4 protein-coding genes are annotated in these 6,980 nt (G+C 70.5%); all 4 read left to right on the plus strand.

Annotated elements, in window-relative coordinates; all coding sequences use genetic code 11:
- Positions 1 to 174 precede the first annotated feature (174 nt).
- On the plus strand, positions 175 to 870 hold the full coding sequence (locus ACXAHD_RS19835; protein WP_281554583.1) for a response regulator transcription factor: 696 nt from the start codon (positions 175 to 177) through the stop codon (positions 868 to 870).
- Positions 867 to 2,354 (plus strand): sensor histidine kinase, encoded by a 1,488-nt coding sequence (locus ACXAHD_RS19840; RefSeq protein ID WP_281554582.1) that lies wholly within the window; start codon positions 867 to 869, stop codon positions 2,352 to 2,354. The genes ACXAHD_RS19835 and ACXAHD_RS19840 overlap by 4 nt, the downstream gene beginning before the upstream one ends.
- A 149-nt stretch (positions 2,355 to 2,503) precedes the next feature.
- Complete coding sequence (locus ACXAHD_RS19845) at positions 2,504 to 6,091, plus strand: MMPL family transporter (RefSeq protein WP_475052349.1); 3,588 nt, start codon at positions 2,504 to 2,506, stop codon at positions 6,089 to 6,091.
- A 442-nt stretch (positions 6,092 to 6,533) separates the two neighbouring features.
- Positions 6,534 to 6,980 (plus strand): undecaprenyl diphosphate synthase family protein (locus tag ACXAHD_RS19850; RefSeq protein WP_475052352.1); only part of this gene is annotated, 447 nt, incomplete at its 3' end.

The raw sequence follows: 6,980 nt of genomic DNA on the forward strand, positions 1-6,980 counted from the left end.
AGCAACCGCGGACGCAATTGCTCCGTGAACGCAACGGGATAGCGGCGAGGCGTCCTCCTGCGGCAGTCTCTGATTTGGAGGTTCACGGACGTCCGGGCGGGCCGGCATGCGTGCGTGCCTGCGCACTTCAGCTGTGTGCTTCGCCTTGGGCCGGTAGTGGAGGAGGATGTGCGGGTGCCGGTGCCACGAGTCCTGGTCGTCGACGACGACGCGCAGATCCGCGAGTTACTCGAGTCGACCCTGCGGTTCGCCGGCTGGGAGGTGCACGCCGTGCCCGACGCCGCTACGGCGTTGGTGCGCCTGACCGGCCAGGAGTTCGATGTTGTCGTGCTCGATGTGATGATGCCTGGCCTGGATGGGTTCGAGACCGTCCGGCTGCTGCGCGGCCGGGGCAAGACCACGCCGGTGCTGTTCCTGACCGCGCGGCAGGAGGTGGAGGACCGGATCCAGGGGCTGCGGCTGGGCGCCGACGACTATGTCACCAAGCCGTTCAGCGTTGCCGAGGTCGTCGCCCGGCTGGAGGCGCTGGTGCGACGGACGGCGGGCACCGATGTGCCGTCCGAGGACAACCGGCTGCTGCTCGCCGACCTGGCCGTCGACCTCGATGCTCACCTGGTTACTCGTGCGGGGCGGCCGGTGCACTTGTCGCCGACCGAGTTCCGGCTGCTTGTCTTTCTACTCAACAATGCGGGGCGGGTGCTGTCCAAGAGCCAGATCCTGCAGCACGTGTGGGGGTATGACTTCGGTGGGGACGCCAACGTCGTCGAGCGGTTCGTCGCCAATCTTCGCCGCAAGATCGATGACGGTGCGTCCGTGCCGCTGATCCACACCGTGCGTGGTTTCGGGTACGCGGTGAGGGAGCCCCGGTGAGGCTGCGGCGGCCCGTGCGGCCGCTGTCGATCCGTCGCCGGCTCCTGGTCCATCTGCTCGTCCTGCTGCTCGTCGGGCTGGTCGGCGGTCCTGCCCTGACCTCGTTGTTCCTGCAGCGCTACCTCGCCGAGCGGGCCGAGGAGCGGCTGTGGAACATCAACGCCTCCGTCGGCGGGATCCTCAGCGGACGTGACCGGGTGGTGATCGAGCCGGACGCGTTGCCCGCCTTCGCCGGCGTGGTCGTGGTCGGTCTGGACACGAGCGGCCGGCCGGCGTTCACCTTCGACCGCCTCCAAGATGGCCCACCACCACCGGCGGGCGACCTCGTCGCAGCTACCCGCGACCTGCCGATCGGGGAACCCGCCGACCTGACCGCCGGGGGCCGTACGTTCCTGGTGGCCCGTGCCCGGGCCACGGGACTGGTCGTGGAGTCCGGCGACGGCACGTCGATCCCGCTCGGGTTCCTTGTCGTCGCCGTCGACAGGACCGACGACGTGGCGGTGATCGTCCGCCTGCGGCGGACCGGGTTCGGGTTCGCCGTCGCCGCGTTGATCGTGCTGGGGTCGGTGGCCGCGTTGAGCCTGCGTCGCGGCCTGCGCCCGCTGGAACGGATGGCTGAGGCCGCCGACCAGATCGCCGGAGGCGCCGGGGACCACGACTTCGGCGATCTCGCCCACGGCTCCGGTACCGAGACGGTCCGGCTGGCCGCAGCCCTGACCGAGGCGTTCGAAGCCCGGCGCCGCGCCGAGCAGGCCCTGCGCTCGTTCGTGGCCGACGCCTCGCACGAACTGCGCACTCCACTCACCGGCATCAGCGGCTGGCTCGACCTATACGTGCAGGGCGGCCTGGAGGACCGCGACGACCTGGACCGGGCGATGGGCCGAATGGAGGCCGGGGTGGGCCGGATGCGCCTGCTCGTCGAGGATCTGGCACTGCTCGCCCGGATGGACGCCGGGCGGCCGCTCGCCGCTGAACCGGTCCCCCTGCTGCCCCTGCTGGAAGGCGTCATCGAGGACGCGCGCGTGATCAAGCCGGACCGGGCGATCACCCTACATGCGGCCGGACCGGTCACCGTGCTCGGCGACGCACCGCGGCTGGAGCAGGTGTTCCGCAACCTCGTCGGCAACGCCGTCCAGCACACCCCGGCCGGCACGCCCGTCGAACTGGCCGTCGGCCCCGCCGCCCGCAGCGAGGTCGCTGTCGAGGTCGTCGACCACGGACCGGGCATCGCCGAGCACGACCTGGCCCGGGTGTTCGACCGGTTCTACCGGGTCGACGCCGGCCGGTCCCGGGACGGATCCGGCTCCGGGCTGGGGTTGTCCATCGTCCGAGCCCTGGTGACCGCGCAGGGCGGCGAGGTCACCGGCCGGTCCGTGGTCGGCGAGGGCACCACGATCACCGTCCGGCTCCCGGTCGCGGCACCCACAGCGCTGCCGTCAGCCAACCGTCAGGTTCCCGGCAGGGGCTCGTCAGGGTCCGGATAGGCGCACCGTCAGCTCATGCCGGTCGACTGGACGGCGAGCGGGCATCCGGCCCGCCGGACAGCGGAAGGGATGACGAACTGATGGCCCGGTTGTTGCAGCGCGTAGGCAGGTTCGCGCACCGGCAGAGATTCATCGTGATCGGAGGCTGGGTGCTGCTGCTCCTGGCCCTCGTGGGAGGCCTCGCGGCGCGCGGGAGCGCCCTGACCGACGAGTTCACCATCCCCAGTTCGGAGTCCCAGGCGGCCCTGAACGTGCTGCAGGAGGAGTTCCCCGGTGCAGGCGGGACCTCGCTGCAGATCCTGCTGGAGGCACCCGACGGCGGGACGGTGAGCGACCCGGCCTACACCGCCGCCGTCCAGCGGTCGCTGACGGCGGTGTCCGGAATCGACCACGTGAGGGCCGTCGCGCCACCGCAGGCCCCGGGCACGGTCAGCGCCGACGGCCGATCCGGGCTGGCCATCGTGCAGTTCGACGTACTCAAGGGCGAACTGCCCGACTCGACAGGCGACGATGTCCGGGCCGCGATGGCCCCGGCCGAGCAGGCCGGGCTGACCGTGTTCCTCGGCGGCAACGCACTCTCCGGCGGGCCGAGTTCCGCCTCGCACGCGGCGGAGGTGATCGGCCTCCTGCTGGCGGTCGTCGTCCTCGCGGTCACTCTCGGGTCGGTGGTCGCCGCCGGGCTGCCCCTGCTCACCGCGCTCGTCGGCGTCGCCGCCGGGCTGGTCGGTATCTGGGTGGCCTCGACCCTGACCACGATCTCCACGACCGCCCCGACGCTCGCGCTCATGCTCGGGCTCGCGGTCGGTATCGACTACGCCCTGCTGCTGGTCGTCCGCCACCGCGCCGAACTGGCCGCAGGGGCGGACGTCGCGCAGGCCGTCGTCCGGGCCACCGCCGCTGCGGGCTCGTCGGTGGTGTTCGCCGGGTCGACCGTGATCATCGCCCTCCTTGGCCTGGCCGTGGCGCAGGTGCCGTTCCTCACCGTGATGGGGGTGTCCTCGGCGGCGACCGTGCTCCTCGCGGTGCTGGTGGCGATCACGTTGCTGCCGGCCCTACTGTCGGTGGCCGGGCGGCGGCTGGCGCCGCGCCCGGGCGGGCGGGACAGCAGGCGGGCCGCGGCCGTCGCCGAGGGCCGCGCGGTCCCCGGCGCCGAGCGCTGGGTGCGGGGCGTGCTGCGCCGGCCCGTCGTCATCCTCGCGGCCGGGGTCGGCGCGCTACTCGTCCTGGCGGTGCCGGTGACGGGCATGCGACTGGCGCTGCCCGACAACGGGAGCCTGCCGAACAGCGACCAGGCGCGCCAAATCTACGACACGGTCTCCGACGAGTTCGGACCCGGGCTCAACGGTCCGGTCCTCGTGCTCGCCGACCTCTCCAGGTCCAGCCAGCCGGACACGGCCGCCACGGCCGTCGCCGAAGGTCTCAGCGACATTCCCGGTGTAGCGTCGGTAGCGCCGCCGCGGATTTCCGCCGACGCCCGGTACGCGCTGGTCCAGGTGATCCCCACGACCGGACCCGCCGACCCGGCGACCGCCGACGTAGTGCAGACGATCCGGCACGAGGCCGCGGACATCACCGCCACGACCGGCGCAACCATCCAGGTCAGCGGGACGACCGCGCTCGGCGTCGACGTCTCCGCCCGGCTGCTTACCGCTATCCTGCCGTTCGCCCTGGTCGTCGTCGGCCTGTCGATGGTGCTGTTGACGATGGTCTTCCGCTCCCTGCTGGTGCCCCTCATCGCCGCGGTCGGCTACCTACTCACCCTCGGCGCGACCCTCGGCGTCACGGTGGCGCTGTTCCAGTGGGGCTGGTTCGGCGGCATCCTCAGCGACGGCGCCACCGGCTCGCTGGTGAGCTTCATGCCGATCATCGTGATGGCCGTGCTGTTCGGTCTGGCAATGGACTACCAGGTCTTCCTCGTCTCCCGGATCCACGAGGCGGTCATTCACGGCCGTGAGCCGAGGGACGCGGTACACGAGGGAGCACGGCACGCCGGCAGAGTCGTCGCGGCCGCCGCACTGATCATGATCGGGGTCTTTGCCAGCTTCGTGGTCAGCGGGACGGCAACGGTCCGCCCGATCGCCTTCGCGCTGGCCCTCGGCGTGCTCCTGGATGCCTTCCTCGTCCGGATGACGCTGGTCCCTGCCGCACTCGGGCTGCTCGGCACACACGCCTGGACACTGCCGCCCCGCCTCGACCGTCTGCTGCCCGCCATGTACGTGGAGGGTGTCGCACTGGACCGCCCGGCCGGTGGGAACGCCGCCGGCTCCGTTGAGGGACATACCCCCACCGAGGTGGACCGCGAGGGCGGTCGGGATCCCATCCCGATCATCGATTCCTCGATCAAATCGATCAGAAAGATTCGCGTGCGTAACCGCCTTCTGGTAGCCATGCCGGTGACCGTGATCGCAGCGCTCGTCGGGTGCCTCGCGGTGCCGTCAGGCGCCCAAGCCACCGCACCGACAACGACGCCCGGCATCGACGCCTACCTCTACGGTTACGCTCCGGTCGTCGCCGCCCGCACCCGGGCCAACCAACTGTGCGCCATCGGGAACGTCAACACGCTGGTGAGCTCGCCTGAGCTCGCCACTCCCGCCAGCCGTGATGTGGTGGCACCCAACGTCGACACCCTCTACTCGATCGCGTGGCTCGACCTGCGTCGTGGACCGGTCGTGCTGACGGTACCGGCGATCGACGACCGGTACTACAACTTCCAGTTCCTCGACATGTACACCAACGTGTTCACCAACATCGGCACCAGCACCGTGGACCCTGCGGGCGGCAGGTATGCAATCGTTCCGCCCGGATGGTCCGGTGAACTTCCGAGTGGCGTCACGTCGGTGTCCGGACCGACCTGGGACGTATGGCTGCTGGGCCGCACGCTCGTGAAGAACCCCGACGACGTGCCCGCCGCCAGGGCTGTCATGGCCGGGTACCAGCTTGCCGTCCTCGAAACGCCCGCCACCGACACGCCGCCGGCGCTGCCTACGCCCGACTGCGCGAACCTGCCACGGCCACAGACCCCCTACGACGCCGGCGCCGCCTTCTTCGACGAACTGGCCGCCGTGCTCGCGTCCGACCCACCCCCGGCCGCCGACGCGTCGGCACTCGCCGGTCTCGCCGCGCTCGGCGTCGAGCCGGGCGGGAACCCGAGCCAAGGGGATCCGCAGGCCGTCGCCACCCTGGAGGCGGCGGTGACCGACGGGCAGGCGTACCTCGTCGCCGGCCACGCGGAAGCCGCGTTCCCCGCCGCCGGGCGGACGTGGCGGTCGAGCCTGAGCGCCGGCACCTACGGCACCGACTACCTGCTCCGAGCCGGCATCGCCGCCGGCGGCCTGGGCGCCAACGTGCCCGCCGAGTCGACGTACTATTTCTCCCAGTCCGATCTGCTCGGCCAGCCACTCAGCGGTGAACGCTCCTACCGACTGCACTTCCGGCCGGGCGCTCTCCCGCCGACGAGCGCGGACGGATTCTGGTCGGTGACAATGTACGACGAGAACTACTTCCTCGTTCCCAACGAGCTCAGCCGGTACGCCCTCGGCGATCGTTCCGCTCTCACGATGAACCAGGACGGATCACTCGACCTGTTCCTGTCCGCCACTGCCCCACCCGGCGGAACGGCGAACTGGCTGCCCGCCCCAGCCGGCGTCTTCCACGTCTACATGCGGGTCTACCTACCCACCGACGACGTGCTGACCGGCGAGTGGCAGCCGCCGCGCATCGCCCGGTGGTCCTGCTGAGGCGTGTGCTGATCACGCGTTGCGGGTCAGCACCGGCTGACGCGATCGCACCGTTCCCGGGTCGCGGCGCCAGCCACAGCTCGTCGGTGATCCGCAGACCGAAGCGTACGAAAATGACCGTGACCAGCCAGTAATCCGGGATGGCCCATCGATTCAGGGTGGCGGGTTGGTCGAGTTGGGTCACGACCTGGCCGGCGAGCGCCCGCGGTAGTCGTTCGGACTGCCGCGGGCAGGCCGCCGGCCAGGTCATGGCGTCTGCGGGCAGTCCCGATGCTCTGAAGGGCCTTAATGTGCCCGAAACGCCGGGGCATCACATGGCGAACAGGCATCCACCAGGCCAGCAGCTCAGTGATCTCGGCACGGGCCGATACCCGGTCGTTGGCCGATCAGCAGACCACCTGCGCTGCTGTGCCCGGGCGAGCAAGCGTGGTGAGATCAGGCGATGATGCGACCGCTGCTCGATACCGGACACCGGCTCTACGCCCGCCGGCTACGCGCCCAGCTCACCGCCGCCGAGCTGCCCCGCCACCTGGCAATGGTGATGGACGGCAACCGGCGGTGGGCCCGGCAGATGGGCTTCGACGACCCCAAGGTCGGGCACCGGCACGGTGCCGAGCACCTCGACCAGGTGCTGAGCTGGTGCGCCGAGATCGGCATCCAACACGTCACGGTGTTCGTCGCTTCCGTCGACAACGTCCGCAAGCGCGCCTCAGACGAGGTCGACAACCTGATGGGCATGATCGAGACCGTCGGGGGGGGGGGGGGGGGGAAGGGAAAAAAAAAACGGGAAAGTGACACTGGGCGGAGGGTGGGGGGGGGGTCCAAACCCAACCAACAAACAACGAAAACCTATCAAGAGGGAGACACAAAAAAAAGAAAAAACCCCCAA

This window comes from Micromonospora sp. ABR4_055, assembly GCF_056160425.1.